This is a genomic window from Spirochaetota bacterium, from assembly GCA_004297825.1.
In the GTDB taxonomy this organism is placed as follows: domain Bacteria; phylum Spirochaetota; class UBA4802; order UBA4802; family UBA5368; genus FW300-bin19.
The window spans coordinates 88,761-114,929 of the sequence record SCSX01000019.1; the positions used below are offsets into that span (position 1 = coordinate 88,761).

Here is a 26,169-nt window from a genome sequence, read left to right on the forward strand (position 1 = left end):
CGCAGCCATGGATTGAAACGCGGTTTCACCGGAAACCAGGAAATCGACGCTACCGGCTCCGGAACCGGCCCGTTGCGCCACATGGCATGCCATGGACCCGGCCGTGATCATCGCTATCTGCGGGACGGAATACGCGGTAAAGAGACAATTCAAGCCGACAGCGCCGCACGCGGCGGCGAGCGCCGCTGCGAAGATCGCCGCGTGACCGGTTTCAGGGCTGTTTCTTCGGCTCAAGCTTCAGCTTGTTCTCCTCTTCTTTCTTCAGCCTGGCTTCGGTTTCGGCCTTCTGCCGGGCTTCCGCTTCCCGCTTGATGCGCAGTTCTTCTTCGCGCCTTGCGCGTGCTTCCTCTTCCTTTTTAAGCTTTTCTTCCTCTTTAATGCGGCGCTCTTCGTCGATATCCCTGGCGATTCCCGAGAGCGCAGCGTCGCCGCGCGCCCTTTCAAGGTATGATTTCGGCAATCCAAGGAGAATCCGCTTCGACTTATCTTTTTGTCCAGCACGGCCGTAGAGGGCGCAGAGCAGGTAGCGATCGTCGTCCGAGGAGAGGGAAAGCTTTTCGAAGTAGCCGATAGCCTTATCGGTATTGCCAAGCTGGGCGTGCGTCCTGGCGAGCATGAACTTCATTTCGGTGTCCAGGTACTTTTCCGGGAGCTTATCGGCAATGGCGAGCGCGCGTGCGTCCTGCGAGGATTCATGATACGCCTTCGCGAGCAGTGCAAATGCCTTGTGGTATTTCTGAGGCGTTTCCTTCTGACGGGCGGCATTCAGGTCAAACAGCCTGTCGAAATACTGGATGTATTTTTTCGATGCGGTCTTGTAGTGGACGCTCCCCAACTGGAATAGTATCTCGGTATTGTCGGGCTCCAGGGCTTCGGCCCTCTCAAGGGTCTTGAGCGCCTCGGCGTAGTTTTCTTCTTTGATATCGATTGCCGAAAGCAGGAAAAACGCCTCCATGGATTTCGGATTCAGCTTGAGCGCCTCGGCCACGCTCTCCCCGGCCTTTTTATATTCCCTGATATTGTAGAATGATGATGCCCTCTTGATGTAGATCAGGTAAAGCGTACCGGCGTCGAAGAACCCGTAATCGAGCGCCTTCGAGAAATGCGCGAGCGCCTGCCGGTACGATTCCTTCTGAAACTGGATGTCGCCCAGCACCACCTGGACGTCTCCGTAAAAAGGGATCTTGTCCGCGACATCGTTCAGGCAGCGTACCGCGTCGGTCGTATTGCCCGCTTTCAGGTAGAGGAGGCCCAGCTCGAACTTGGGTGCCAGGAACGCGGAATCCGTTTTTAGCGCGGCTTTGAAGGAAGATTCCGCATCGTCGGTTTTTCCCAGGTTGCGGAAGCGTATTCCCTTTTCGTATTCGGCCTTGGCGTCCTGATTGTCCGTCCAGAGGAACTTGTTGATAAGCGCCTCCACGCGCACCCGCGCGTCCCCGTCGCCCATCTTGAGGGACATCTCTTTGCTCATCTTCACGACGCCCATATAATCGCCGCGCTGCTCGAGGATGATCATGATGTTCGCGTATGAAAGCCGCAGGTACTTTGGGGATATCACCCGGTTCACGGAAAGCTTGAAATATTCGAGCGCCTTGTCGAAATTGTTTTCCTGCATCTCTATGTCGCCCAGGAAAAAATAGCAGTGCCCGTCGTTGGATGTTTCTCCGGCCTTGATAAGCATCTCCCGCGCCTTCTCGTAGTTCTTGACACGGTAAAAGTACAGGCCCTGATCGTAGTAGCCGGCATAGGCGGACCCGGTAATGCTCAGGGACACGGCGGCGATCGTTGATATGCAGAGGATTTTCAGGGGTTTCATGTTGGATGTGTGCGCTCGCATGTGGGAAGTATACATCCGCAGCGGAGGGGATTTGTCAAGATAATTAACCGGCGTGCGGCGGGACGGAAATGGGCATGCGCCGATAAAATGGGTTGACTTCCCGCCATGCGCCCTGTAGTGAGCGCACATGGCACCCTCTTCACTTGTCCGTTCGACGGGCATCGTCGCGATTTCGACGCTTGCCAGCCGAATCCTCGGATTCGTGCGGGACATGATCGTCGCGAGCTACTTTGGCGCTTCGGGAGCGCTCGACGGCTTCTTCGTCGCATTCAGAATACCCAACCTTCTGCGCCGCCTGGTGGCCGAGGGCGCGCTCACGGTGTCGTTCATTCCCGTGTACACCGATTACCTGGTCAACAAGGGCGAACGCGAGGCACTCGAGCTCGCACAGAAGACGCTTTCCATCATGCTCATCGTCCTCGGGGGACTGGTCGCGCTGGGGATCGTGTTCTCCCCGGAGATCGTCCGCGCGTTCGCGTACGGGTTCGAAGACGAGGGCGTGCTCGCCCTCACGGTGGGGCTCAACCGCATCATGTTCCCCTACCTGTTCCTGGTGGGGCTGGTCGCGTTCGCGATGGGCGTCCTCAACTCGCATAATTATTTCTTCGCGCCCGCGTTTTCACCGGTTCTCCTGAACGTTGGCATGATCATGGGGGCGGTGCTGTTCCGCGGATTCTTCTCCGAGCCGCTCCACGGCCTGGCCTGGGGGGTCATACTGGGCGGAATTTTCCAGGCGGTCACGCAGGTCCCGGACCTGGTGCGCTCGGGCTTCAGGATGAAATTCTCCCTCGACCTGAAGCATCCCGGCATCAGGAGGATTTTCCGGATGATCGGGGCCGCGGTTTTCGGAACGGCGATCTACCAGGTGAACATCTTCATGAGCACCGTCATCGCCTCCCTGCTGCCCTCGGGGAGCATCAGCTACCTGTATTACTCGGACCGCCTCACCGAGATGGTGCTCGGGATATTCATCGTATCGATCGGCAACGTGATCCTTCCCGAGATGTCGCGCATCACGGCGAAGGACGACATGGTCACGCTTAAAAAACTCTACATACGCGCCTCGAACGCGTCCCTGTTTCTGGCCGTCCCCGCGGCGGCGGCCCTTATGGCGGTAGGGACCGCGGTCGTATCGGTGCTGTTCATGCGCGGGCAGTTCACCGCCTATCACGCCGAGATGACGGCGCGCGCCCTCTTCTGCGCGAGCTTCGGGATCGTGCCGGTGGCACTTCTCAGGATCACCACGCCGACCTTTTACTCCCTCAAGGACGCGCGCACGCCGGTGTACGCCGCCGCCGTCTCGTTCGTGCTCAACATCTCGGCGGGATACGCGCTCATGCAGACGCCGCTGCGCCACGCGGGCCTCTCGCTCGCGAACTCGATTTCCGCGACCGTGCAGGTCGGCATTCTCGTGTATTTTCTCGAAAGGAAGATCGGCAGGATCCGCTTCCGCGAAATGTTCGTGCCCGCCGCGAAGTACCTCGCGGCGAGCCTTGGAATGGTCGCGGTCGTGTTCGCCGTATCGTGGAACACGGACTGGGTGCGCGACTCCTTCCTGCGGCGCGCGCTCATGCTGGGCGTCGTCGTTGCGGCGGGCGGCGCGACATACTTCGCCCTGTGCGCGGCCATGGGCGTGGAGGAGATCGACTTCCTGGTCGCCCGGGTTCGCGCGCTCGCGCGGCGCGGGAAAGCGCGGGGCGGGATGGAGTAGACGCGCGGGGAGCGCCGTCCGCGCCCGGTTGCTTAGGATAGAGAAGGGTGCCGTCCCAATGTGCGCCCATTCGACCCGCGCGAGGGGGGCCTGCCGGCGCATCGGACCCCCCGACTTCGATCGATCATGCTTCAATCATGCACGCGGCAGCGCGAATCGAATCCGCTTCCCCGCGGCGAAGGAGACCAACGCTATGATCAGGAAATTTGTAGAGACCGACCTGGAACAGGTATACCGTGTGGTGAATGAGGCCGCGATCGCGTACAAGGGAGTGATCCCGGCGGACCGCTGGCACGAGCCCTACATGCCCATGGACGAGCTGAAAAGCGAAATCGCCTCCGGTGTCGAATTTCATCTCTGGGACGAGGGCGGGGAAATCCTTGCCGTCATGGGCATCCAGGACAGGGGGGAGGTGACCCTCATCCGGCACGCCTACACGCGTACCGCGTCGCAGAAGCGGGGGCTGGGAACGCGGCTGCTCGCCCGCCTCGTTCCCCTCGCGACCGGGCCCATTCTCATCGGGACGTGGCGCGACGCGACCTGGGCGGTTCGTTTCTATCAAAATAACGGTTTCGTCCTGACGCCTGAGGCCGAGAAGAACGCGCTCCTCGCCAGATACTGGTCCATACCGGAACGCCAGGTGGAGACCTCGGTCGTGCTCGCGGACAGCCGCTACCGCGCGCTCCATCCCCTCGCCTGAAAGGACGGCCGCCCCCCGGCCCGCGAGTAGCCGGTTGAACCTCCGCCCGTGCGCGCCATTGTTTTTTATTTGACGAACGCTTCTCAGGATGCAGGATCGGGGGTGGGTCCGATACTACCACGGGCGGGGGACACGATGGCAGAAAGCACGAAGAAAACCGGTCTTGGACGCAACGTCATCCTCATGGGACTCACCTCCTTCTTCACCGATATATCCTCGGAGATGATATACCCGCTCATCCAGGCCTTCGTGACCCTGGTCATGGCCTCGGCACGGACCATGGCGGGACCGATCCTCGGGATGATCGAAGGGATCGCCGAGGCGACCGCGAGCATTCTTAAAGTATATTCCGGCTACATCTCGGACCGCCTGGGGCGGCGCAAGCCCCTCGCGATCGCCGGGTATGGCCTCTCCGGCGCTTCGAAGCTGCTCTACCTTTTTGCAGGGTTCGGCTGGCCCTTCATACTGCTCGCGCGCTTCTTCGACCGCGTAGGCAAGGGGATCAGGACCGCGCCGCGGGACGCGCTCATTACGGAATCGGTGAATCCCGCGGCGAAGGGGAAGGCGTTCGGATTCCACAGGGCGATGGACTATACCGGCGCCCTGTTAGGCGTCATCGTATGTTACTTCATAAGCATGGAATTCATCGACCCGGTGAGCCGGACCATCACCAGCCTGGACGCATTTTACGTGCTCTTCGTCATTTCGCTCATACCGGCGGCGCTGGGCGTTCTCGTCCTGTTCCCGGTAAGGGAAAAGAGGGAGCCCCGGAAACCGGGGACCGTGGCGCGGCCCAGGCTCTCCTTCAAGGGGCTGGACCGTTCCCTGCTGATATTTTTCGCCGCGGTCTTTATTTTCACCCTGGGCAACTCGAGCAACCAGTTCCTGCTGCTGCGCAGCATGGACGCGGGTGTGAGCCTGCCGGGCGTGCTCGTCATGTACATGCTCTTCAACCTGGTCACCTCGGTGCTCTCCACCCCGCTGGGAAGCCTGTCCGACCGGGTCGGCCGTACCCGCATCATCCTCGCCGGCTATGCCCTGTACGCGTTCATCTACATCATGTTCGGTTTCGTGAGCGCCGACACCAGCGGTTACCTGTGGCTTTTCTGGGCGCTCTACGGCGTCTATTACGCCCTCACCGAGGGGATCGAGAAGGCGCTTGTCGCCGATCTCGCGCCCGCGGCGTCCAGGGGCACCGTCATGGGCCTGTTCGGCATGTTGACCGGTGTGGGCCTGCTCCCCGCGAGCCTGATCGCCGGATTTCTCTATGCGTGGTCCCCGGCCGCGCCCTTCATCTTTGGCGGGGCCGCCGCCGCGGCCTCGTTCGCGATCATTTTTATTTTTCTAAGGCGGAAATAAGGTATTTGTTGACTTCATGGTTTGACGATACTATATTCGGGCACGGACATCGGGAGCCGTTCCCGCAGTGGAGCACATCCTAAAGTTTTCCGCGGGCGGCGCCCAGGGGGGAGGTAGCACAGTGATCAACAGCAAGGGTCAGTTTGAGCAGAGCAATGTCCCGTCACCCGTCAAGGGAGGCAAGAAGGGCTCGCTGGGCCTGGTGATCAAGGTGGCGCTGGTGGCGCTCATCTTCATCGGGGTGTTCTATCTCATTTACTTCTCGGTCCAGTACGGCAAGGCCAATTTCGTGCTGTCCGACCGCGAAATCACCTCGGATTCCGACCCCGTGGTCGAGCGGTTCAAAACCGGCGGCAAAATATACTTTTTCATAAACAGGATAAGCAAGGACCTCGATTCCAGTCTCTTTACCATCGAGATCGAGAAGCAGGAAAACAACGAGTTTCGTCACCACAAACAGGTGAGCTACGAGATCGAAAAAAGTTTCCCTCAAATGGGGGCGTATCTGCCCCAGGAATACTTTCGCAAGGCGGGCAAGTACAGGATCAAGGCGTTGCTCGACGGTAAGGTGGTCGCGACGCACCCCGTCGAGGTGTCGGATTAGGACCGGGCGTTTCGTAAATTAAACTACGGGTTGAAACCAAATGCGCAATGCAGCACGGGCGTCCATTTTCCTGAAACTGGCGTTGATAATCGCACTGATCGCCGGGGGGGCGCAGACCGGCAATGCGTCCACCGACCAGACCACGACCGAGAGAATTCTGGGCGAGAACAAGTATTTCGTCTACTTCGCGGACGTTTGCATAACGAATTTCGGCGAGGCCCGGACGGAGCAGTTCAAGGACATATACCAGCTCCACTTCAACGCCGAGGTTTCCTTCCTTCAGTCCGATTACAAGGGGGCATACAAGCGCGTCTACCGCAGCCAGGAAAAAGAGGCCGAGCTTATGGCGGACGTTCTCAAGAATTCCTACCTGGAAAACTCCAAGGACATACTGGACCAGATCGCGCCGGATATCATCCGGTCCAAGCAGGCACGCGCGAAACTCTACCTTACCCTTGCGTATCGCGACCGCGCGGTCGCCGTGAATTATTTCACTATCGGCGAGGCGTCCAATCCCAAGCTTTACTCATACAAGCTCTACAAGTTCGTGGACGCGATCAACATGGCGCGCCGTGCCAAGCGCTACGGTTTCCTCGCCCTGTATGAGAGCCAGCCGAACGAGGTAAAGCAGAAGATATTCAACCATCTCTTCGAAATGGAGCGGGAGGGCGGGGGACAGTTCTACAGCCGGTTCCTGGTCAAGTCGGGGGATTCCTTCCTTGGGGAACTCAACAAGACCTACGAGGAGTACGAGAAGGAGGGCGACGCGGAGCCCGCGCGCAAAGAGGAATCGAAGGACGCCGCCGGGAAAAAAACCGAGCCCGCAAAGACGAAAGGAAAAGAGCTTACGAGTTTCGAGAAAAAAGTCGAGAAACGCGTGCGCTTCCGCAATGAGAAGACCGTCGCGTCCAACCTCCTGAACGCCGAGTTCGAAAAGGCCGAGGACGTAATCCGGGACTACGTGGAGGATTTCAATTTCAAGATAATACGCGCCACCTTCGAGGTGCTGGCCGCCAGGGGGAAGGAAACGAAGGAAACCGCGGTCGGTTACGATTCATTCCTCCCGCACCATACCGACAATTACGGGCGCCTCTCCAGGCATTCGGTACTCGAATCGTTCGCGGGGACGGTTAAGGTTGAGGACTTCGTGGAGAAGGAAGGGCAGAAGGGAGCCTTGCAGGATGGCGGGAAGGACAAGGAAGGCAAGGGCACCGATGTGATAAAAGATGCGAAAGCCGTGGAGAAGAAAGAAGACAAGAAAGAAGATAAAAAAGATGATAAGAAAGAAGAAAAGAAAGGAGACGGCGGGAAATAAATACCGCATAAATGGACAATACCGATCTGTTGAACAAGGTGCACAAGCGAATCCTCAACGAGCTGACGAGTCATGGGGAATCGCAATACCCTAAAGAGCTTCTTGAAAAGATATTCGAAAGCGATTCCCGGCTGCGTAAGGCGCTGGCTGACCTTTATCTCAATCTCGCCGAACTGGGTAATGCTTCAATTGCAGTGGACATGCTCGCCGAGCACACCGCCATGCTGGTCGACATGATCAACCAGTTTAAAAAGCGTCCCTGAGCCCGGGGGCGACTTTACAAAACCTAAATTATTGTTGCATTTAAATCGATGCTGATGAATAGTATTGGGGAAGGCGCGCCGCGTACATCGCGTGACGACCCCCGCGCGGCGCCACAACAATGAATTCGGGGTGTTTTTTAATGAAACTACGTGGAATATTACTGGCGCTCACGCTCGTTCTGTCCCTTGCCGGGTTGGCATGCAAGGAGGAGTTCGGGGGACTGGGCATAGAGGTGGATACCGGGGAAGGCAAGGTCACAAAGGAAAGGCCCTATGTGATCCGCGATGTTTTTAAAGGCGGGACAGGCGAGCTTGCAGGGTTGCAGGCGGGGGATAAGATTCTTTCGGTGGACGGCCAGGAGCTTACCGGCCTCCAGCATGAATATATTGTTATAAATCTGCTTCGCGGCAAACCCGGGACCATGGTGACCCTTCAGATCGACAGGGGCGGGCAGGTTATGATCATCCGGGCCCTGCGCGGCAGGGTCCTGCTGCAATGACGTCGCCGGCTTCCATAAAATCCGGGCCGGCCCCATCGTACCAGGGGAAACGGGAAAAAATAAAACGAATCGCCTGGAGCGCGGTGTATGGACTGACCGCGCTCCTGTGGCTCCTGTTCCTGCTTGACATCCTGTATTGGGCGACACATTGAGCTTTACCGTGTGCGGAAATGAAAGAAAGATATGAAAAGCGTAGTTGATAAGGTCAAAGATTCCATCGAGCGCATGCCCTCCCTTTCTCCCGTGATTCACAAGATCAACGAGGTTGCAAACAGCGTGAAGTCAAGCGCCCAGGACCTCACCGACGTAATTCAGCTCGATCCCGTACTTACCGCCAAAGTGATACGCATGGTGAATTCGGCATATTTCGGCCTCCAGCAGCAGGTTAAATCCCTGAAGCCCGCCGTGATCATGCTGGGGCTCAACACGATCAAGAACGTGGCGCTTTCCTCGGCGTTCCTGGGCAAGGTTTCGCTCAACAAGGATACGAAGCTCAACGGCGAGGAATTCTGGAAACACTCCCTGGGCGTAGCGGTCGCCTCGAAGCTCATCGCGCGAAAGATGGGTGTGGACTCCAAACTTCTGGAGGAGTATTTCATCGCGGGTCTCATCCACGATATCGGCAAGGTGCTCATCAACAATTTCTTTCCCGAGGAGATGAATATAATCCTCGATGAGGCTCTCAAAAAAGAAGAAGGCATCACCGAGATCGAGCGGAGGGTTCTGGGTCTCACGCATGAAGAGATAGGGATCGCGATCGGCAAGAAGTGGAAATTCGCGAACAACCTCCTCTACGCGATGGGAAGGCACCATCAGCCCGTAGTACAGGGCGAGTCGGCGGTTTTTTCGATGGTGGCCGCGGTGGCGGACAATTTCGTGAAAATCATGAAGGTCGGATTCAGCGGAAATTATAAAATCGAGCATATGCCGGATGAGCTCTGGAACCAGCTCGGCATCAAGGAAGAGATGGTATTCGAGGCGCTGTCCACGATCAACGACGAGATCGAAAAAGCGGTTCTCTTCCTGAAATAGCCATGGGTGAACTCCAGGTAAAATTCTGGGGCGTGAGAGGCTCCATCCCGGTTCCGGGACCGGCCACGGTCAAGTACGGCGGCAATACCTCCTGCCTGGAGTTGATTTCCGACGAGCCGGAACGAATTATTTTCGATGCGGGAACCGGCCTGCGCGTGTTGGGCGACTCGCTCGACCTTTCGAAGAAACACGACATCCACCTGCTCATTTCCCACCCGCACTGGGATCACATCAACGGGTTCCCTTTTTTTACGCCCATTTACATTCCGGGAAACCGTGTGACGGTATACGGTCCCTCCACCTTCGAGCTCACCATGGAGGAGGTCATAAACGGGCAGATGAAGTATTCTTATTTCCCGGTGCGCACCGCGGAGCTGTCGGCGGATTTATCGTTCAAAGAGATTAAGGCCGAGGAGTTCGATATAGGAAAATTCCATATCCGTACGCATATCCTCAATCACCCGGTCACGTGCCTGGGCTACAGGATTTCGTATAACGGAAAAGAATTCGCCTACCTGGGGGACAACGAGCCGTATTACAACGTGTTCAACGACGACGATCCCGAGGTGGTGCAGGTCACCGGCGAGATGAACGAACAGCTCGTCCAGTTCGTGAGCGGGCTGGACGTGCTCGTGTCCGATTCCCAGTACACCCCCGCCGAGTACCCCTCGCACCGCGGCTGGGGACACAGTACCACCCATCATGTCGTGAATATGGCGCTCAAGGCGGGGGTCAAGAAGCTCTTCTTCTTCCACCACGAGCCGCAGCGCAGCGACGAGGAGCTCGATCTCCTCGTGTACCATTACAACGAGCGCGTGCGCGCGCGCGGCTTCACCATGGAGATCGACGCCGCGCGGGAAGGCGTCGCCTTCCCGGTGTAGGCTAATCCCCCGAATAGAGAACGGTCAGGTTTTTGAGTGCCTTGACGGCCTTTAGGTAATTGAGCGGCATGGATGTTTTCAGGTGGTGCGTGGCAAAGGCTATGTACCTGTTGGGGTGCATCTCGTCCGGGCGCGTGGCATCCACGATCTCCCATCGGTTCCCCGTATACGCCTCGGCCCACATGTGATACACGAACACGTTTTTCTCGCCCATGAACTCGTCGGTGAAGAGCATACCCACAACGGCGCGGGCCGGAACGCCCCGCGCGCGCAGGATTGCGATTACAAGCATGGCGTGTTCGGTGCAGTCGCCGGTTCTGGATGCGGCGATCTCTTCCGCGGGCAGGAAGGGTACCCCCAGCTGTTTGTGGTCTATATAGTTATATACGAAGCGTGCGACTTCCCGGATTTCCGGGGTTTTTCCCCTGAACTGCGCGGCGAGCTTAGTAATGGACGGGCTTGCGATGGTCAGGAAGCGGGTATCGGCGGTGTCATCCGATGCGGGACCGGGGGCGGGTTCGAGAAGGCCGGCCCGTAACGTGATGAATTTCCTGTCGCTTGATGATTTTTCCTCGAGCACCTTCTGGAATGGCGTATCGGGAAGAGAGAATCCCTTGTCCTCGGAGGAGAGCGTGTAAGTGGTCACCGCTTCGGAAAATATCCGTGCGGAGTCCCCCAGTACGGGCACCACGTAACTTCCCGGGTCAAGCGACCATGAGCGCCGCGAAGCCCCGAAAAAAAGCCCCCCCACGACAAGCGCAGCCAGGCAGGCTCCCGCAACCATCCTTCCTGTCGGTTTCATGGGTCAGTCCGCGCGTACCAGCTCGATCCGGTTGTTCAGCATTTCGACCACGACGAGCACCGCGACGCCCTCCTCGTCGATGTAGGAGTCGGAAAATTTCACCGCATCTATGGTCTGGCTGACATGGATGAGACGCATGCTCCTGCCGTTCACCTCCACGGTCTCGCGTCCCATCGAACGCGCGGTCATGCTTATGCTCCGGTCCCGTTCGATGGATGGATCGTAAACCTGGGCGCTTATCTCCAGGTCTTTCCTGAATCCGCCCTCGATGAGCTTCGCAAGAAAATAATTTCCATCGAGAATGAAATCCCCGGGCAGCGTGATCACCGCCCTGTTCGCGCCCTCCCGGAGCTCGATCTCCCGCCCCTTGAACACGGCCACCGTATCGACGTTCTGCACGGCGGAGCCGGTGTCGATTTTGTTGTAGGATTCGTATTTGAGCGGCTTGAAGTCCAGGGTCTCGGTCATGATGTGCCGGGTCGTGTTCTTCACGTCCGCCAGCCCCATGGTAAGGTCGCTGGATATGATGTATCGGTCCCCTTCTCTTTTGTTCGTGACCACCGCCTCGCCGATAAAGACGCCCCGCGTGTGCATCTTGTACTTCCAGGTGCCCAGGGGAATCCGGTCGGGGGTCTTCCCGCATCCCGGTGCGGGGCCCAGCAGGACAAGGACGAAAAACAGCGCGGCGATCTTTTTCATGGCGTTTCCCTTACTTGAAGTGATCGAATCCGCCCGTCCCGGCCTTTACCATTACGCCGTTGCGGACGAGCGAGTATCCCTTGTCGGTGATCTTGCCGATCGCGGTGACCGGGATCCCGTTAAGGTTGACATTCATGGTGGCGCTCAGGTCGCGCGGCGAGGTGAAGAGCAGCTCGTATTCCTCGCCGCTCTCGAGCGCGTAGGTGCGGGGATCGGATCCCGTTTCCCGGGTGAACGCCTTGAGGCCGGGGGAGATGGGAAGCGCGTCGGTATCGATTACGAATCCCCTGCCGCTTTCCGTGCAGATATGGCGGAGGTCCGATAGTATCCCGTCCGAAACGTCCACCATCGCCGTGGGCGCGAACACCTGGGAAATTTCCTGGACGATGCCGACCCGCGCCATGGGTCTCACGTGTTTTCGAACCAGGTCCGGGTAGCGGCCGATGCGCGCACGGTCGCCGGTTTTGAGTATCTCGAGCCCGGCCATCGAGTCGCCGGTCGTGGACGTCAGGTAGACGATGTCGCCCGCTGCCGCGCCGTCGCGCGCAGCGAGTTTTTTCCTGGGGACCTCGCCGTAGAGCGCGATGCTAAGCGTAAGCACGTCCGATTTTGAGGTGTCGCCCCCCGCGATTATGGTTCCCGACTGGTTCGCGGCCTCTATCATGCCCTCGTACAGCTCCAGAACGTATTCCTCCATCGTGTCGGCGGGGATGCCGATCGCGACAAGCGCGAAGCGGGGCGAGCCGCACATCGATGCGATATCCGATACGTTGCCCATCATGGCCTTGAAGCCGATATCCGCCGGTCTGCCGAAGTCCCTGCTGAAATGCACGTGCTCGACGCTGATATCGGTGGTGAGAAGCCCGAATGTGGAATCGTCGACGGCGAAGACGGCGCAATCGTCCCCGATCCCCTTAAAAAGAGATTCGGGATGCGGAAGGCCCGTTTTCCCCACGCGTTCCCGGATCTTGCCCAGGAGGTCCCACTCGCTCGTGATGCGCATCAGCCCAGGTATTTCTCCTTTATGAATTCCGCCCGCGCCCTGCATTTCTTGTAGCCGATAAGCGGTATCGCCAGGTCGAGCTCCGGTCCCGCGAGCGAGCCCGTGAGCAGCGCCCGTACCGGGTGGAATAGCTTTTTGCCCTTCAAGCCCGTTCCCGCCTTGATGCGGTTGACGAGCTCGGTCGAAAAATTATCTTCGTTGAGCTCGCCGGAGAGGAGGCGCTGCGCCTCGGCGATGATCTTTTTCGAATCGTCCTCGCGCAGCATCGCGTCCGCCTCGGCGTCGGGTTCCATCACCTCTGCCAGGAAGGGCGGCGCGAATTTCGTGACATCGGAAAGCACCTCGCAGTTGCCCCGCACAAGGTCGATGACTTTCTCGAGCCAGGGGCGCGGGAACGAAGCGGTATCGAACCCCGCCTCCTCGAGGTAGGGAATGCAGAGGTCGGTTATGCGTCCCGGGTCCGCGCTTCGAATGTAGTTCCCGTTCATCCAGCGCAGCTTCACGAAATCGAAGACCGCCGCGCTGCGGGCGAGGTGCTCAAGCTCGATCTGCCGGACGATTTCTTCGAAGGGGATGATCTCTTCGCCGGACTCGGTTGCCCATCCGAGCATGGAAAGATAGTTCACCAGCGCCTCGGGCAGATAGCCTTCCCGGCGGTACATCTCTACCGAGGTGATGCCGTGGCGCTTGGAGAGCTTCGCGCGGTCGGGCCCCAGCACGAGCGCCAGGTGCGCGTATTCCGGCTCGGGGAGCCCCAGCGCCCGCGCGATAAGCACCTGCTTGGGCGTGTTGGGCAGATGGTCCTCGCCGCGGATCACGTGCGTGATCTTCATGAGGGTGTCGTCTATGGTCACTATATAGTTATATATGGGCGTGCCGTCCGAGCGGACGATGATGAAGTCGCCGCCGATATTCTCGCTCGCGAACACGACGCGTCCCTTGACGTGATCATTAATGGCTATCGTCTCCCCGTCGGGTACCAGGAAACGCACGGTGGGCCTGCGTCCCTGGGTCTCGAAATTCCGGCGCTGAGTTTCCGACAGGTTGCGGCAGGTGCCGGGATATACGAACGGCCTTCCCTCGCTCGTCGCGCTCCTGCGTCCCGCCTCGAGCTCCTCCGGGGAGCAGTAGCAGTGATAGGCTTTCCCCTGTGCGAGAAGCTTCTCGGTATAGGTGCGATAGATGTCGAATCGCTCGGACTGCCGGTAGGGCCCTAAGTCCCCCCCTGCGTCCGGCCCCTCGTCCCAGCGGATGCCCAGCCAGCGGAGATCCTCGAGAATGGATTTCTCGGATTCGAGGGAGCTTCGCTCCATGTCGGTGTCCTCGATGCGCAGCACGTAGGTCGCGCCCGTCTTTTTCGCTATCACATAGTTGCACACCGCGGTGCGCGCGTTCCCGATATGGAGAAAACCCGTGGGGCTTGGCGCGAATCTGACTCTCATTAGTATACTCTCCCCGGCGGCCCGGCGGGCCGCCCCTGCACTATCATCCGGGCGTTCCGGCCTGCCCGGCGCTTACCTAATAATCCCCCAGCCGTACGGAGGGTTTGCCCGTCACGATCTCGTTGGCGTCGCGTTCCAGCCGCTGTTCGAGCTTGCGGATCTTCTCGACGACCTCGTCGGTGAAAAGCACCTTGCCGCAACGCATGCACTGGAAGGCCGGTATGTTTTCGAGGGTGAAAAAGAAGTTTTCGGAGCCCTTTCGATAGGTACTCCTGCCCTCGATGAGCACGCCGCCGCAGCTGCATTCCATTGTCGAGTCCTCACAGTGTCGATTCCGCGCCTTTGCGCAGCAGTTCGGGTGGTAGCGGAGCGCGAAATGCGGTCAAGTCCGGTAACGGGCCGGGATTGCACACCTATAGGGCACCGATCGTCATTGTCAAGATATAAATCCCCCGGACAGCCTGCGGATTAATTCACGGAAACAATATAGCGGTTTTACAGTAATTTCACTGCCCGTGGACACATTCTGTCAGTGTCGCCGATATACAGGAGGCTTATTGTGAGCACACTGGCCGATGCGGCCGCTGGAACGGACCTCCCGGGGACGAAGGGTGGTGGTATGTCCAATCGCAGCACCAGTGCGCCAAGGGCGCTCAGGACGATCGAATCGATCAAAGCGCGCAGCATGAGCATCATGACCATCGCGTGCAGCCCTTTTTATGTCCGGGAGTCCGCCCTGATATCCGACCTCGCCGACGACCTGTCCGACAGGGAATCCGTATTCGCCCTCGGGGTGGTGGACGGCGCACTGCGCACGATTGGAATCATCGTGCGGAGGGAGCTTTTCGATACGCTGGGCAGGCAATTCGGCCGGGACCTCTACAAGAACAAGCGGGTGAACCTCGTCATGCGGGCGAGCACGGTCTTCGAAGCCGATCGCACCATCTTTTCGGTGGAAGAAGAGCTTTCCAGCATACTGTACGGGCCTAAGAATCACTACTTCGCCATTGCGGACAATACGTGCCGTTTCGCGGGCATATTTTCCACCAGGGATATGCTCATTTTCCTTTCTCAGCTTACGAAACGGGATATAGACCTCGCGCGGCGCCTCCAGGCGAGCATGGTTCCCGGGGAGTTCTCTTTCCAGGGCGACAGGGTGGGCATAGCGGCGGGATCGGTAATGGCCAAGGGGGTGGGGGGCGATTACTACTACCTGGACAGGTATGATGCGGAAAACTGGGCAATCATGCTCTGCGACGTTTCGGGAAAGGGAATTGCGGCATCGCTGATATCGGCCATCATCGGGGGGATGGCGAGCGTGTATGATTTTTCGATGGGAATGCGGAATTTCGTGCTGAAATTGAACGCGTTCATAGCCTCGACATTCGAATCCGAAAAATTCATCACGGGGATGTTTGCCAACCTGGGCGATCGAAACGGCGAGCTTACCCTGTTCGACATGGGTCATTCGCAGATATACCTGTTCCGGAACGGCGCCATGGTAAGGATCGCCACGAAGGATGATAATATTCCCGTGGGCGTTCGACCCGACATCCAGCCGCGGGCGGCGAAACTTTTAATGAAAGCCGGCGACGTGCTTATCGTGGTAACGGACGGTTTCCTGGAGCAGCCCAACCCCGCGAACGAAGAATACGGCATCGCGCGCCTGGGCGGGATTGTCGCCGCATTCAGGGAAAAAGGCCTCAGGCGCATGAAAGACGAAGTGATCTCTTCGGTGCACCTGTTCAGGAAATCCCAGGCGCAGCTTGACGATATGACTATCCTGTTCATTGAGTACCTTGGAAAGGACGGTTCACCATGAAACGAGGCGGGAGGGAGTGTGCCCTTGATGGAAAACATGCTGTCGAAACAGGAATACTACGTAAATCAGGCGGCCAGGGTTCTCCCGTCCGAATGGGAGCGCGTGATGAATTCGGTGGAGTTTGCCTTCCAGCCCATCGTAAATCCGCTCACCGGGATCACGTTCGGCCTCGAGGCCCTGGTGCGCGGTACCGAAAGGGCGGGTTTTGCCTCGATCCAGGACATGTTCGATACCGCGTTTCGCGAAGGGACGCTCTTTGGCCTTGATATCCGCCTTCGCATACTCGCGATCGAGCGCTTTGGAGCCCTTTCGTTCCATCGCAAGGTGAAGCTCTTCTATAATTACGACCCCAGGGTCCACGAGATGTCCGATTATACCTGCGGGATCACCGAGCAAATCCTTGCCGATGCGAATCTCGACCACAGCGTGATCACCTTCGAGATAAGCGAGCGGTACAAGGTCCGTTCGGACGGCGAATTCATGGATTTCCTGGCGCTGTGCCGGAAGCGCGGATTCAAGATCGCGATTGACGATTTCGGCGCCGGGTTTTCGGGATTCGAGCTCTTTTATTATTCCGAGCCCGACTTCCTCAAGTTCGATCGCTTTCTCATAAGCGGTATCGACTCCGACGTGAAGAAGCGCACCTTCTGCGCGCATATCCTGAGCCTCGCCAGGCTTTTTGGCGTCGTGAGCATCGCCGAGGGGATCGAAACGGAGAAGGAATTCCGCGCGTGTTCCGATCTCGGCTTCGACCTGGTGCAGGGGTATTATATCGCGCAACCGGCGCACCGGGGGGACGGGCTGGCATACGCGTATGGACATGTAAGGGAGCTTGCGCTGAGCAACCGGCGCGCCGCCGCCGGCGACGCGGGGAGCCTGAGACGGCAGATGATTCCCCTGGAGACGATCGGCGCGGGGGACGGGATGGAGGTCATCTTCAAGCGGTTTAACCGTAATTCCGGGTCCAGCTTCTTCCCGGTACTGGACGGGCAGGGGTTTCCGCTGGGCATCCTGCACGAGCGGAAGATCAAGAAGTTCGTGTATTCTCCCTTCGGGTACGACCTGCTCATCCGCAAGCGACTCCACCAATACCTTGAAAGCTTCATGGAGAAATGCCCCATCGTCGATATCAATACCCCGCAGGAGAAAATCCTCGAGGTCTTCGTGAATAATCCGGGGGCGGACGGGGTGATAATAACCGAGGACTTGCAGTACCGGGGCTTTCTCACCTCGACCTCGCTCTTGCACCTCATAAACGAACAAAACCTCGCCTTGGCGCGCGAGCTTAATCCGCTTACGAAGCTTCCCGGAAACATCCTCGTGACCCGTTTCATCACGGATACCCTCGAGCGCGGCGTGCGGTCCTGGTTCATCTATTTCGACCTGGACAATTTCAAGCCGTTCAACGACCGGTTCGGCTTCCGGCAGGGCGACCGGGCGATCGTGCTCTTTGGGGACATCCTGAGAAAACATTTTACGGACGGGGGATGTTTTGCGGGGCATATTGGGGGCGACGATTTCTTCGTGGGCGTGCGCGGCGATGAGGGTTTATCCGCGGACGCGGTGCGGATCAAGGTCTCCGAATGCATGGAGGAGTTCAACCTGATCGTGGCGACCTTTTACGAGGCACAGGAGATCGCATCGGGGTATTACGGCGCCCGTGACAGGTACGGCACGTGGAGGGAATTTCCGCTCCTTACCGTGAGCGCGGCGGTCCTCGAAGTGGAGGAAGGCTGCGGAATAGGCGCGGTGGAGCTCGTCTTCGACCGGCTTGCCAGGCTGAAACGGCAGGTTAAAGGGCGCGAAAAAGAGATTCCCTCGTATCATTCGGGGGAGTGGAAAAGCGTCCCCCGGTTAGCTTACCAGATGCTGGGCTGCGGGGGATACCATTTAACCGTAGATGGAAAATAGCTAATTTCGTGCCAAAATGTGGGAAAAATGTAGAAATACTCAGGAGGATTGAGTTACAATTGACCCGGTTAATTAACAATTTCTTTAAATTATACTTATAAACACTTGACTGCCTCCCGGTCTTCTACTCGTGTATTTTACCGTCGCGTTATTTTCTAGGTTCAAATAGTCGTCGCTTTCCGGACGGCTTGAACATAATAATTCGCAAAAATTTTTAGGAGGAATCTTGATGAAGAGCAAAAAATTTGCTGTAATGCTCCTCGCGGCAGTATTCGCGTTCTCCGGCGCGGCGTTCGCGCAGGAAAAGGCAGCGGAGAAAGTAGCAGATGTCGCTCCGGTTAAAGCCGAGGAGCCCAAGGCGCTGGTAGATGTAAGCGGCCTTCTGTATTTGGATTATGCGTATTTTTTGGGCGATCAGTCGAAAATGTCGGCTGGCTCCGACAATAGCAAAACCGGTGAGGATACCATGCGCCTCAACCGCATCTATTTGAATTTCTCTAAGAAGTTCGATGATGTCTGGAGTGCCAAGGTTACCCTGGACGGCGCCGGGTATGACAAATATGCAACGTACGATAAAGGCACTGGCGATGGCGTTCTGACGAACAATTCCAAGGGCAGCGTTGTATACGTAAAAAACGCCTACGTCGAAATGAAGAAAAGCATCAATCCCATCGATGTAAAGCTCACCTATGGCATCCAGTCCACCCCTGTAGTCGGCCTGGCGGATTCGATGGCCGGCTCGCGTTGGATATACAACAACTACCTTGAGAAGAGCAACGACCTGCTCGGAACCGGGGGGGGCACGACTAAAGTCGCACATTCTTTGGACTACGCCTCGGCCGACATGGGTATTCGCGCTGACGTAACCGTGATGAAGATGGTTACCTTCACCGGCATGTACGCGAACGGCGACGGCTTCAAGTACACTGAAGACCAGAAGCTGACGGACAAGGCCTATACCGGAATTGTGAGCATTACTCCCATCAAGGGCCTTTTCGTGAACGGCTATTATCACAACAGGGACATCGTGGCCCTCTCCCAGGGTGCGAAGGATGACGATGAAGTTACTTACAAGGGCGCAGGCGTTGCATGGAGTGACAAATTATACAAAGTAGGCATCAACTACTTCATGGGAAACAGGGATTCAAAAACGCCTGCTGATAAGGCTGATTACACCCTTATGGACATGTGGGCGAATATCAATCTCCAGGCCGTTGCCGGGATGCCAATCCTTCTCTATGCCCGCTACGCGACCGGAGAAACGAAGTACGATCTCAGTACAGTGAAAAAAGCGGATGGAAGCACCTATTATGCCGGTATAGGTTATCAGTTCAACAAGGACATTCAGGTTATGCTGGTATACCAGAGCATCACGACGAACGATGGAACCGTCAAGCTGACGGACGATACCCTCTACGCCAAGATGGAAGTCAAGTTCTAAGCTTACAGTAAACTATGTCTTCAACAGGGAGCGGCGCCACAAGCGCCGCTTCTTTTTTTGGGGTGCGCCCAGCACGGACGCACGCCTGGTGGTTTCCGCTCCCTCCGGGGGATTCAGGGGGCCGCTTTTCCGAGATCGCTTTCAGGCCATGGCGCGGTGGACGGGTACAGGCGCATCGGCCCCCATTGCCGTATCCCATGGTCGTTCTTTTTAACGAAGGCCCGACCGTTATCCGAATTTTTACTTTACTAAAATATAATTTTCAGTATTTTATATACAAATACAAAAAGGAGGTTGCCGCATGATCGACTTCATCTACAACTCCCTTGCCGCTATCGGGTTTACCCATCCCCTTCATCCCTCATTGACCCATATCCCCATGGGAATGGTGATGGGCGCGTTTTTCTTCCAGGCGGCTTCCTTCAAATGGGAAGACCTCGCGAAATCGGCGCATTATTGCCTCCTCCTCGCGCTTATATTCTGGCCCCCGACCGCCGTGCTGGGTTTGCTGGACTGGCAGCACCGGTACCTGGGGGTACTGAACGGGCTCATTATCGCGAAGATCGTTCTCGCGTGCGTGCTGTTGGTGTTCCTGCTCGGGACCATATTCCTGTATCGCAGGGGAAACATTGATAAAAAGATTCTCATGTTCGCCTACCTGCTCAACCTGCTGACGGTAGTCGCGATGGGCTTTATCGGCGGGCAGTTGATTTTCGGATAGGCGCACGCGGTAACAGGTACACGCTCAGGTTCCTTGCAACGGGTCCGCCGGTCAAACGGGCGGATCGAGGTAAGGATAAGGGGGCCCGGGGGCCGATACACGTCCGGGAGCCCCGGAAGAACCGTTTCATCATAGTGCCGAGCATAATTTAACAAGGAGAAATTATATATGAAATCACGCTGTAGGGCAAAACGCATCCTCTTCCTGATGTTTATCGGACTGTTCGCGCTTGCGGCGGTCAATTGCGGCAAGGAAAAGCCGGCGGACAAGCCCCTTGAAACGGGAACTGCGGCGAAAGGCGACCAGGGTTACACCTTCAAGGTCGCTGCCGACAAGATGCAGCTTCAGTGGAGCCTGGCGGGCGAAACGCTCACCGTAAAGCTGAAGGCCCCCACGAGCGGGTGGGTGGGCGTCGGCTTCAACCCCACGGACAGCATGAAGGACGCGAACTTCGTCATGGGCCTCGTGAAGGAAGGGAAGGTCACCGTGAGCAGCCAGTATGGGACCGCGAAGAACCTGCATAAGAATGTGACGGACCTTGGTGGGAAGAGCTACGTGACGAACGCGGCGGGGAAGGAAGAGAACAACGAAACCGAGATCAGTTTCAGCATGCCGCTCAAGTCCGGGGACAGCCTCGACCGGCCCATCACTGCCAACGCCGATACGGTGGTGCTTCTCGCATACGGTCCCGGCGATATCCTCGCCCAGCAGCACGTGTACCGGGCGCGCCTGAAAATAAACCTTTCTACCGGCGCCTATACGCTCATGGCGAGCGCGAAACAGTAGCGTGGGCGGATGTCCATGAGATCGACCTGGTCGATAATCCTGCCCCTGTTCATGGCCGCGGTCCTGTGCGGCCCCTTGTACGGACATGAAGATCATGAAGGGGCCGGCATCTCGCCCGGGATGCAGGAAAAGCGCTCCGGCGTCGTGGGAGATACGGGGGGCGCCCCCGCAGACAGGAAAGACGTGGGCATGGATGAAAAGCTGGGTGCGAAGATTCCCGGTGAGGCCGTCTTCCTGGATGAAAATGGCCGGAAGCTCACCCTGGCCTCGTACCTGGATAAACCCACGCTTGTGCTTCCCCTCTACTACACGTGCCCCCAAACGTGCGGCCTCATGCTCGGTCATCTCGCGACGGCGCTGGGCGACGTTCCGCTCGTTCCGGGCAGGGATTTCCGCGTGCTCGCCCTGAGTATCGACGAGCAGGACGACCCGGCGAGCGCGACCCGGGCCAAGACGAATTATTTCAAGCTGGTCCGCAAGGAATTTCCCGAGGGGGACTGGCGTTTCCTCACCGGGGACGCCGCGAATATCCGCGCTTTTACGGATGCGATCGGGTTCCGGTTCAAAAAAACGGGCACACGGGATTTCATTCATCCCAATGTGCTGATAGTCCTTGCGCATGACGGAACCGTGATCCGGTATCTCTATGGACCCACGTTCCTTCCTTTTGATATAGGAATGGCGATCACCGAGGCGGAGAAGGGCACTCCCTCGCTTTCGGTCCGGAAACTGGTGAGCCTGTGCTTCCAGTACGAGCCGGAAAACGGAACCTATAAATTCAGCGCGATCAGGATCGTGATCACCGTGATGCTCGCCTTTCTGGCGATAATCATGTACCTATTGTTAAGAAAGAATTCGGCGAGGAGACCGGCCGCATGAGCGCAGAGACATCATTTTTCAATACGCCGTCACCGGCGCGCTACAAGGGACTGGGCGCGTGGCTGCTTACCACCGATCACAAGCGTATCGGCCTCATGTACCTCGTCGTGATACTGTTCTGGTTCGCGATCGGCGTGACCGCAGGCCTGTTCATGCGCACCCAGCTCATGTCGCCCGGTTCCACGCTCATGGAGGCGCAGACCTACAACGCGTTCTTCACCGTCCATGGCGTGATCATGATATTCCTGTTCATCATCCCGGGGATTCCCGCGATTTTCGGCAATTTTCTCCTCCCCATACAGATCGGCGCGGAGGACGTCTTTTTCCCGCGGCTGAACCTTCTTTCCTGGTACCTTTATGTCGCCGGCGGCATTATCGCGATCATCTCGCTCTTCGTCTCGGGGGCGCCCGATACCGGCTGGACCTTCTACGTACCGTTCAGCATCACGACCAAGACGGGCGTCTCCATTACCGTGTTCGCGGTGTTCGTACTGGGGATGTCGTCCATGCTCACCGGCATCAATTTCATCACGACCGTGCATCGGCTCCGCCACAGGGACATGGGGTGGATGCAGATACCCCTGTTCACCTGGTCGGTCTACGGCACCGCGTGGGTGCAGCTCCTCGCGACGCCCGTCATCGCGGTGACCCTGCTGGTCGTGATCTTCGAGCGGCTCTTCGGTGTGGGACTTTTCGACCCCGCGAAGGGCGGTGACCCCATTCTCTTCCAGCACCTGTTCTGGATGTACTCCCATCCCGCGGTGTACATAATGATCCTTCCGGGGATGGGCATCATCTCGGAGGTGTTTCCCGTTTTTTCGCGAAAATCCGTGTTTGGCTACAAGTCCATCGTGGCCGCCACGATGGCGATTGCGGTCGTGGGCTCCTTCGTATGGGCGCACCACATGTTCGTGAGCGGCATGAGCGACACGGCCGTGCTCGTATTCTCATTCCTGACCTTTGCGGTCGCGGTGCCCAGCGCCGTCAAGGTGTTCAACTGGGTCTCGACCATGTACCGGGGCTCTATCCACGTGGGGCCGCCGTTCCTGTTCGCGATGGTCTTCATCTTCCTTTTCACGGTCGGGGGACTCACCGGGCTCGTTCAGGGCGCCGCGGGTCCCAACGTGCACATCCACGACACCCACTGGGTGGTGGGGCACTTCCATTTCGTGATGTTCGGCGGGACCGGATTCGCCTTCTTCGCGGGGCTGCACTTCTGGTGGCCCAAGTTCTTCGGGCGCATGTACAATTTCAGGCGCGCCTACGCGGGCGCCGTGCTCATGGCCGCCGGCTTCATTATGCATTATCTGCCCATGTTCATACTGGGATTGAAAGGCATGCCGCGGCGGTACTACACCTATCTGCCCGAATTCGGTCCCCTCAATTTCATCGCGGGGATCGGCGCGTACATCATGGTCGCCGGCATCGTCCTCACGTTCGTGAATCTGCTCCTGAGCTTCCGCAAGGCCGAACCCGCCGGGCCCGATCCCTGGGGAGGGACGACGCTCGAATGGACGGTGCCCTCGCCGCCGCCGGTGCAGAATTTCGCCGTGGAGCCCGTGGTGCTTCCTTTCCCCTATGACTTTACCGCGAAGGAAAAAATGAAGCCCGGGAGCGGCACGTAGATGAGCGTCCATACCGATCACAAGGGAGTCCAGTTCGGGATGTGGCTCTTCCTTTATACCGAGATCATGCTATTCGGCGGGCTCTTCGTCATATACGCGACGTATTACTATCAATACACGAATGATTTTATCGCGGCGGGAAAAGAGCTCGAGCTCGTTATGGGGACGGTGAACACGGCAGTGCTGCTTACCAGCAGCCTGACCGCGGCCATCGCGATCGAGGCGATGCGGAAGGACGCGAGGAAGCTCGTGATCGGCCTCCTGGGCGTGACGATTCTCCTCGCGCTCACCTTTCTCTGCATCAAGTACGTTGAGTGGGGGCACAAGTTCGCGCATGAAATATTTCCCGGATCGGAAAAACTGGCATCGGGCCCGCACGGGGTGACGATGTTTTACGGGCTGTATTTCACCATGACCGGCCTGCACGCCCTGCACGTGATCATCGGGATACTGGTGCTCGGCGTGTGCCTGGCGTTCACGGCGCGGGGAAAGATACACGGCGGGCGCATGGATATCCTGGAGAACTCCGGGCTGTACTGGCACCTGGTGGATATCATCTGGATATTCCTGTTTCCGCTGTTTTACCTGATTCTATGATGAGGTTTTAATGGATGGGTCCGATGCACTCACAGTCCGAAGGACATGCCCAGTCGTACCGGGAGCTTGCCGCGATCTGGGCCGCGTTGCTCTGCCTTACCGCGGTCACGGTCGCCGTGTCGCGTCTCGACCTGGGCTCGCTGCGAATAGCGACCGCGCTTTCGATAGCCGTGGTCAAATCGACGCTCGTGCTCCTGTTCTTCATGCATATGAAACGGGCCCCGCGCGCAGTGGTGCTCACTTTTATCGTCACGATCCTGATCCTTGCCGCCGTGATCGGGTTCATGTTTTTCGATGTCGCGTATAGGTGATCAATGGTGTATAACGTAGTTCAACATATCGACGAAGCCCTGATTTATATCATAGGGATCAGCCTTGCGCTGCTTCTCCTTATCACCGCGGTCATGATCTTCTTCCTGTTCAGGTACCGGGCCTCCCGGAATCCCCGGGCGGCCGATATCCGGAACAACTGGAAGGTGGAGGTCGTCTGGACCCTGCTCCCGTCTCTGATCGCGCTGTCGATGTTTTACGTGGGCTGGGAGTCGTATATCGGTCTTCGTTCGGTGCCCCCGGGCGCGCTCACCATCGATGTCACCGCGATGAAATACGCGTGGGTGTTCACCTATCCCAACAAAAAGCAATCGGAGGGGGTACTCGTGGTGCCCCAGGGGCAGGCGGTGAAGCTCAACCTGACCTCGCTTGATGTGATACACAGCTTTTACCTGCCCGCCTTTCGCATCAAGATGGACGCGCTCAGGGGGATGACCACCTACACATGGTTTCATGCGGACAAGCCGGGCACCTACACGATTCTCTGCGCGGAGTACTGCGGCACCGGGCACGCCGACATGTCGGGGCTCCTGCGCATCATTCCGGAATCCGAATACCAGGTATGGCTGAACGGGAAGTAGGAGACGCGCGGTGCAACTGCTGCGGGATACCCTTAGCATAATCAAGTTTCCCATAAGCTTCATGAGCGCCTTCGCCGCGCTCCTGGGCTTCCTTGCGGCGGGATCGCCGCCTTTCACGGGAGCGGGCGTAACCGCACTGTGCGTGTTCGCGCTGGCCGCGGGAGCCTGCGCGCTGAACAACGTGCAGGATCGCGCCTTGGACGCACTCATGCCGCGAACCGGCGCGCGGCCCCTGCCGGCGCAGCGCGTTCGTCCCCATGCCGTGACGGCCCTTGCGGTATTCCTGATTGCCGCGGGCTCTTGCGGACTTGCGTATCTGTCCCCGGCGCCCATTTCCGTCCTCGCGGGATTCGCGGCGGTTTTTTTGTATAACACATTGTATACCCCGCTCAAAAGAAAAACCCAGCTTGCGCTTATTCCGGGGGTGGCCTGCGGGGTCATGCCGTTTTTAATCGGATGGATTGCGACGGGTTCCGGAATTTTCGCAGCCCGGCTCTGGGGACTGTTAACTTTGTTTGCCGTCTGGCAGATACCCCATTTCTGGCTCCTGCTTCTCGCGTACAGGGAAGACTACCGGGCGGTTAAGATCAGGATAGTGCTGGACACCATTTCAGAATCGGCGATGCATCGCGTCCTGTTTCTCTGGGCGGCCGGGTTTGCCGTCGTGAGCCTGTGCGCACTGTTTTACGGCGGTCCCCGGAACGGCATGCTCGTACTGCTGGTAATTTTGAATGCACTGGCCGTCCCTCCGGTTTTCGCGGCATGCCTCGCGCTCAGGAGCGATGCGCGCGGATACCGGTTCCTCTTTCATTATCTGAATCTGACCGCGTGCGTGATAATCGGCGCGTTCATTGTCGATGCGCTCATGATCGCGGCGAATACGTGATTTCCGGGATCCCCGCTGATTTTATAGCGGTTTACCATTGCTTTAGTGCCATTAGAACAGGAAAAGAATTTGCCACTGAGGCACGGAGGCACGGAGGCACGGAGAAATAAGGTTATTTTCGTAGAAACAACATATCTCCGTGTCTCAAGCGAGTGAATATGAGCGGGTGGCAAAACGAATTATTGCTGCAAAGAGCGCGAATTATTTTCCGGGGAGATGGGACGTGCATGGGCATACCTCTCCCTTGGTTTGGTGTGCGTGAGGAGGTGGGATGATTAACGCGAGGCGGTGCGGCGGAGTATTTTCGTGGGGGAGGCCCTTTTCGGGTGGTTTTCGGTGTCTCCCCAGTAGAATTCCCAGCACAGAATGCCCCCTGTGCTCCTTTGGCCGATGGCATAATGGGGGAACCGAACATAATTATGCCTTCCGGCCGAATCGCACA

The 26,169-nt window shown here is 57.8% G+C and carries 26 protein-coding genes; 20 read left to right on the top strand and 6 right to left on the bottom strand.

Annotated features, from left to right (window positions below; translation table 11 throughout):
* Positions 1-211: 211 nt before the first annotated feature.
* Positions 212-2,050, bottom strand: a complete 1,839-nt coding sequence (locus tag EPN93_04410) for a tetratricopeptide repeat protein (GenBank protein TAL38718.1) — start codon at positions 2,048-2,050, stop codon at positions 212-214.
* Here EPN93_04410 and murJ point away from each other — a divergent pair.
* The 9 genes from murJ to EPN93_04455 all read left to right on the top strand — a co-directional run bounded on the left by murJ (position 1,965) and on the right by EPN93_04455 (position 10,202).
* Positions 1,965-3,548, top strand: a complete 1,584-nt coding sequence (gene murJ, locus EPN93_04415) for a murein biosynthesis integral membrane protein MurJ (GenBank protein ID TAL38719.1) — start codon at positions 1,965-1,967, stop codon at positions 3,546-3,548. The two genes, EPN93_04410 and murJ, sit on opposite strands and share 86 nt — an antisense overlap.
* Before the next feature lie 193 nt (positions 3,549-3,741).
* Positions 3,742-4,248, top strand: coding sequence for a GNAT family N-acetyltransferase (locus EPN93_04420; protein TAL38720.1), 507 nt, complete (start codon positions 3,742-3,744; stop codon positions 4,246-4,248).
* 135 nt (positions 4,249-4,383) lie between these two features.
* The gene (locus EPN93_04425) at positions 4,384-5,607 is read left to right on the top strand and encodes an MFS transporter (protein ID TAL38721.1); all 1,224 of its coding nucleotides are present in this window, start codon (positions 4,384-4,386) and stop codon (positions 5,605-5,607) included.
* Between the two features lie 121 nt (positions 5,608-5,728).
* Positions 5,729-6,211: a hypothetical protein gene (locus EPN93_04430; protein TAL38722.1), complete on the top strand. Its 483-nt coding sequence runs from the start codon at positions 5,729-5,731 to the stop codon at positions 6,209-6,211.
* 40 nt (positions 6,212-6,251) lie between these two features.
* A complete protein-coding gene (locus EPN93_04435) occupies positions 6,252-7,526 on the top strand; it encodes a hypothetical protein (GenBank protein TAL38723.1) in 1,275 nt (424 codons plus the stop codon).
* Positions 7,527-7,537: 11 nt separating this feature from the next.
* Positions 7,538-7,789 (top strand): hypothetical protein, encoded by a 252-nt coding sequence (locus EPN93_04440; protein TAL38724.1) that lies wholly within the window; start codon positions 7,538-7,540, stop codon positions 7,787-7,789.
* Positions 7,790-7,908: 119 nt separating this feature from the next.
* A complete protein-coding gene (locus tag EPN93_04445; protein ID TAL38725.1) occupies positions 7,909-8,289 on the top strand; it encodes a PDZ domain-containing protein in 381 nt (126 codons plus the stop codon).
* Positions 8,290-8,472: 183 nt separating this feature from the next.
* Positions 8,473-9,321, top strand: coding sequence for an HDOD domain-containing protein (locus EPN93_04450; protein TAL38726.1), 849 nt, complete (start codon positions 8,473-8,475; stop codon positions 9,319-9,321).
* Positions 9,322-9,323: 2 nt separating this feature from the next.
* Positions 9,324-10,202: an MBL fold metallo-hydrolase gene (locus EPN93_04455; protein ID TAL38727.1), complete on the top strand. Its 879-nt coding sequence runs from the start codon at positions 9,324-9,326 to the stop codon at positions 10,200-10,202.
* A 1-nt stretch (position 10,203) separates the two neighbouring features.
* Here the strand turns inward: EPN93_04455 and EPN93_04460 are convergent, their stop codons facing one another.
* From EPN93_04460 to EPN93_04480, 5 genes are all read right to left on the bottom strand, one after another.
* Positions 10,204-11,004, bottom strand: a complete 801-nt coding sequence (locus tag EPN93_04460) for a hypothetical protein (protein TAL38728.1) — start codon at positions 11,002-11,004, stop codon at positions 10,204-10,206.
* A 3-nt stretch (positions 11,005-11,007) separates the two neighbouring features.
* Entirely contained in the window at positions 11,008-11,703 is a 696-nt protein-coding gene (locus EPN93_04465; GenBank protein TAL38729.1) for a hypothetical protein, read from the bottom strand.
* 10 nt (positions 11,704-11,713) lie between these two features.
* Positions 11,714-12,751 carry a thiamine-phosphate kinase gene (thiL, locus tag EPN93_04470; protein ID TAL38730.1) on the bottom strand — a complete coding sequence of 346 codons (1,038 nt, stop codon included), beginning with the start codon at positions 12,749-12,751 and terminating at the stop codon, positions 11,714-11,716.
* Positions 12,706-14,148, bottom strand: coding sequence for a glutamate--tRNA ligase (locus EPN93_04475; protein TAL38731.1), 1,443 nt, complete (start codon positions 14,146-14,148; stop codon positions 12,706-12,708). Before EPN93_04475 ends, thiL begins: the two co-directional genes overlap by 46 nt.
* A gap of 76 nt (positions 14,149-14,224) precedes the next feature.
* Complete coding sequence (locus tag EPN93_04480; GenBank protein TAL38732.1) at positions 14,225-14,458, bottom strand: YgiT-type zinc finger protein; 234 nt, start codon at positions 14,456-14,458, stop codon at positions 14,225-14,227.
* 249 nt (positions 14,459-14,707) lie between these two features.
* Here EPN93_04480 and EPN93_04485 point away from each other — a divergent pair, with 249 nt between their 5' ends.
* The 11 genes from EPN93_04485 to EPN93_04535 all read left to right on the top strand — a co-directional run bounded on the left by EPN93_04485 (position 14,708) and on the right by EPN93_04535 (position 25,727).
* Positions 14,708-15,970 (top strand): hypothetical protein, encoded by a 1,263-nt coding sequence (locus tag EPN93_04485; GenBank protein ID TAL38733.1) that lies wholly within the window; start codon positions 14,708-14,710, stop codon positions 15,968-15,970.
* Positions 15,971-15,997: 27 nt separating this feature from the next.
* Positions 15,998-17,881 carry a GGDEF domain-containing protein gene (locus EPN93_04490; protein ID TAL38734.1) on the top strand — a complete coding sequence of 628 codons (1,884 nt, stop codon included), beginning with the start codon at positions 15,998-16,000 and terminating at the stop codon, positions 17,879-17,881.
* Between the two features lie 229 nt (positions 17,882-18,110).
* Entirely contained in the window at positions 18,111-19,322 is a 1,212-nt protein-coding gene (locus tag EPN93_04495; GenBank protein TAL38735.1) for a hypothetical protein, read from the top strand.
* Positions 19,323-19,623: 301 nt separating this feature from the next.
* Positions 19,624-20,043 (top strand): hypothetical protein, encoded by a 420-nt coding sequence (locus tag EPN93_04500; GenBank protein ID TAL38736.1) that lies wholly within the window; start codon positions 19,624-19,626, stop codon positions 20,041-20,043.
* Positions 20,044-20,211: 168 nt separating this feature from the next.
* Positions 20,212-20,829 carry a DOMON domain-containing protein gene (locus EPN93_04505; GenBank protein ID TAL38737.1) on the top strand — a complete coding sequence of 206 codons (618 nt, stop codon included), beginning with the start codon at positions 20,212-20,214 and terminating at the stop codon, positions 20,827-20,829.
* A gap of 15 nt (positions 20,830-20,844) precedes the next feature.
* Positions 20,845-21,708: an SCO family protein gene (locus EPN93_04510; GenBank protein TAL38738.1), complete on the top strand. Its 864-nt coding sequence runs from the start codon at positions 20,845-20,847 to the stop codon at positions 21,706-21,708.
* Positions 21,705-23,333, top strand: a complete 1,629-nt coding sequence (locus tag EPN93_04515) for a cytochrome c oxidase subunit I (protein TAL38739.1) — start codon at positions 21,705-21,707, stop codon at positions 23,331-23,333. The genes EPN93_04510 and EPN93_04515 overlap by 4 nt, the downstream gene beginning before the upstream one ends.
* On the top strand, positions 23,334-23,930 hold the full coding sequence (locus EPN93_04520; GenBank protein TAL38740.1) for a cytochrome c oxidase subunit 3 family protein: 597 nt from the start codon (positions 23,334-23,336) through the stop codon (positions 23,928-23,930).
* A gap of 23 nt (positions 23,931-23,953) precedes the next feature.
* Positions 23,954-24,241: a cytochrome-c oxidase gene (locus tag EPN93_04525; GenBank protein TAL38741.1), complete on the top strand. Its 288-nt coding sequence runs from the start codon at positions 23,954-23,956 to the stop codon at positions 24,239-24,241.
* Positions 24,242-24,244: 3 nt separating this feature from the next.
* A complete protein-coding gene (gene coxB / locus EPN93_04530; GenBank protein ID TAL38742.1) occupies positions 24,245-24,841 on the top strand; it encodes a cytochrome c oxidase subunit II in 597 nt (198 codons plus the stop codon).
* 10 nt (positions 24,842-24,851) lie between these two features.
* Entirely contained in the window at positions 24,852-25,727 is an 876-nt protein-coding gene (locus EPN93_04535; GenBank protein ID TAL38743.1) for a hypothetical protein, read from the top strand.
* The last annotated feature ends 442 nt before the right edge of the window (positions 25,728-26,169 follow it).

What these genes read in the sequence shown, in the direction of transcription:
- murJ (TAL38719.1), top strand. Translation starts at nt 1,965, where the DNA reads ATGGCACCCTCTTCACTTGTCCGTTCGACGGGCATCGTCGCGATTTCG.
- EPN93_04410 (TAL38718.1), bottom strand. Translation starts at nt 2,050, where the DNA reads ATGTCCCGCACGAATCCGAGGATTCGGCTGGCAAGCGTCGAAATCGCG.
- EPN93_04420 (TAL38720.1), top strand. Translation starts at nt 3,742, where the DNA reads ATGATCAGGAAATTTGTAGAGACCGACCTGGAACAGGTATACCGTGTG.
- EPN93_04425 (TAL38721.1), top strand. Translation starts at nt 4,384, where the DNA reads ATGGCAGAAAGCACGAAGAAAACCGGTCTTGGACGCAACGTCATCCTC.
- EPN93_04435 (TAL38723.1), top strand. Translation starts at nt 6,252, where the DNA reads ATGCGCAATGCAGCACGGGCGTCCATTTTCCTGAAACTGGCGTTGATA.
- EPN93_04440 (TAL38724.1), top strand. Translation starts at nt 7,538, where the DNA reads ATGGACAATACCGATCTGTTGAACAAGGTGCACAAGCGAATCCTCAAC.
- EPN93_04445 (TAL38725.1), top strand. Translation starts at nt 7,909, where the DNA reads ATGAATTCGGGGTGTTTTTTAATGAAACTACGTGGAATATTACTGGCG.
- EPN93_04450 (TAL38726.1), top strand. Translation starts at nt 8,473, where the DNA reads ATGAAAAGCGTAGTTGATAAGGTCAAAGATTCCATCGAGCGCATGCCC.
- EPN93_04455 (TAL38727.1), top strand. Translation starts at nt 9,324, where the DNA reads ATGGGTGAACTCCAGGTAAAATTCTGGGGCGTGAGAGGCTCCATCCCG.
- EPN93_04460 (TAL38728.1), bottom strand. Translation starts at nt 11,004, where the DNA reads ATGAAACCGACAGGAAGGATGGTTGCGGGAGCCTGCCTGGCTGCGCTT.
- EPN93_04465 (TAL38729.1), bottom strand. Translation starts at nt 11,703, where the DNA reads ATGAAAAAGATCGCCGCGCTGTTTTTCGTCCTTGTCCTGCTGGGCCCC.
- thiL (TAL38730.1), bottom strand. Translation starts at nt 12,751, where the DNA reads ATGCAGGGCGCGGGCGGAATTCATAAAGGAGAAATACCTGGGCTGATG.
- EPN93_04475 (TAL38731.1), bottom strand. Translation starts at nt 14,148, where the DNA reads ATGAGAGTCAGATTCGCGCCAAGCCCCACGGGTTTTCTCCATATCGGG.
- EPN93_04480 (TAL38732.1), bottom strand. Translation starts at nt 14,458, where the DNA reads ATGGAATGCAGCTGCGGCGGCGTGCTCATCGAGGGCAGGAGTACCTAT.
- EPN93_04490 (TAL38734.1), top strand. Translation starts at nt 15,998, where the DNA reads ATGGAAAACATGCTGTCGAAACAGGAATACTACGTAAATCAGGCGGCC.
- EPN93_04495 (TAL38735.1), top strand. Translation starts at nt 18,111, where the DNA reads ATGAAGAGCAAAAAATTTGCTGTAATGCTCCTCGCGGCAGTATTCGCG.
- EPN93_04500 (TAL38736.1), top strand. Translation starts at nt 19,624, where the DNA reads ATGATCGACTTCATCTACAACTCCCTTGCCGCTATCGGGTTTACCCAT.
- EPN93_04505 (TAL38737.1), top strand. Translation starts at nt 20,212, where the DNA reads ATGAAATCACGCTGTAGGGCAAAACGCATCCTCTTCCTGATGTTTATC.
- EPN93_04510 (TAL38738.1), top strand. Translation starts at nt 20,845, where the DNA reads ATGAGATCGACCTGGTCGATAATCCTGCCCCTGTTCATGGCCGCGGTC.
- EPN93_04515 (TAL38739.1), top strand. Translation starts at nt 21,705, where the DNA reads ATGAGCGCAGAGACATCATTTTTCAATACGCCGTCACCGGCGCGCTAC.
- EPN93_04520 (TAL38740.1), top strand. Translation starts at nt 23,334, where the DNA reads ATGAGCGTCCATACCGATCACAAGGGAGTCCAGTTCGGGATGTGGCTC.
- EPN93_04525 (TAL38741.1), top strand. Translation starts at nt 23,954, where the DNA reads ATGCACTCACAGTCCGAAGGACATGCCCAGTCGTACCGGGAGCTTGCC.
- coxB (TAL38742.1), top strand. Translation starts at nt 24,245, where the DNA reads ATGGTGTATAACGTAGTTCAACATATCGACGAAGCCCTGATTTATATC.